This window comes from Burkholderia sp. MSh2 (assembly GCF_000731655.1).
Lineage (GTDB): Bacteria > Pseudomonadota > Gammaproteobacteria > Burkholderiales > Burkholderiaceae > Burkholderia > Burkholderia paludis.
This window is the reverse complement of sequence record NZ_JPGM01000151.1, coordinates 1-990: the sequence shown is the minus strand read 5'-3', so window position 1 is coordinate 990 and position 990 is coordinate 1. Positions and strand designations below refer to the sequence as shown.

At 47.8% G+C, this 990-nt stretch carries 1 protein-coding gene and 1 pseudogene; both read right to left on the bottom strand.

Translation table 11 applies throughout. The features are described 5' to 3' along the window. Positions 1-7: 7 nt before the first annotated feature. On the bottom strand, positions 8-457 hold the full coding sequence (locus tag GQ57_RS41200) for an Imm30 family immunity protein (protein ID WP_081896892.1): 450 nt from the start codon (positions 455-457) through the stop codon (positions 8-10). 382 nt (positions 458-839) lie between these two features. After that, positions 840-990: pseudogene (locus GQ57_RS44590) on the bottom strand (RHS repeat-associated core domain-containing protein); the annotation flags it as partial.

Here is a 990-nt window from a genome sequence, read left to right as displayed (position 1 = left end):
ATTCAATTCAATTTAGACAGAACGAATGAAGCCCTCTCCTTAATTTTATCTGAGACATCCCCTTGCATCGCAACAAGCCGAGAAATAATTTCAGCCGCCCCCCTCCATCGCCCAGTCTTAAATTATTGATCAACACATTCCGAGAATGATCTCCATTCAGCAGTCTGAATATGAATGTATCCAACCAATCAGATGCAATCATTTTCATAGCCGGGGCCGCCTGTACCAAAGCAGCAACAACCAAATTCACATCGCTCGCCTCTATTAAATGAAGAAGACCATACATAACCTCTTCATGTCTAGTCCGGTCAATAAATACAGAAAGAAGGTTTACCAGATCCTCCTTCGATAACACTTCAGAACTAAGAGTTTCAATCACCCCATCGAATTCGCCAACTTCATCCGGGGTGTCGAGTTGACGGACACGTAGCAGATCTTCCAAGCAACCTTGTTTCATTGTCCCTTCCCAAACGTCGATGGATACTGAGCCTTGTTTTGAGCAATAACTTGCTGCAGCCCAGCGCGAATTTTAGATGTATAGCAATTTTGGCGCTGGTAGATTCGTCTAGCATCTCGAATATCCTGTGCCAACACATCCCGAGGCGTCATCGTTAAATCAGGGCTTGTCCCGTAAGAACTCGTTTGACGATGGCGCCCTCCAGTCGATGGCATTTCCATATTAATAGATACACCGTCGCCACGTGTGTAATTTGGCACACCAATTCCCTCCATATACGCATCAGATGGAATGTGATGCGGTGTGAGGTTGTCACCCGTTGATCCAGCCCTCTTCAGGTCCCTGTACTTTCCGACGTCTCCTTCACCGGGAAGCAACGACGGGCAACAACATCGTGTGAGCCCAGTGGGATCAGTCCACTGAACGGGGTTGGGCGCGTACTGATACAGATTCAGGCCACCAGCCAGTCCGATCGGGTCCTTGCAGATGAACCGTCCAGAGTTTGGATCGTAGTACCTGTATCGGTTATAGTG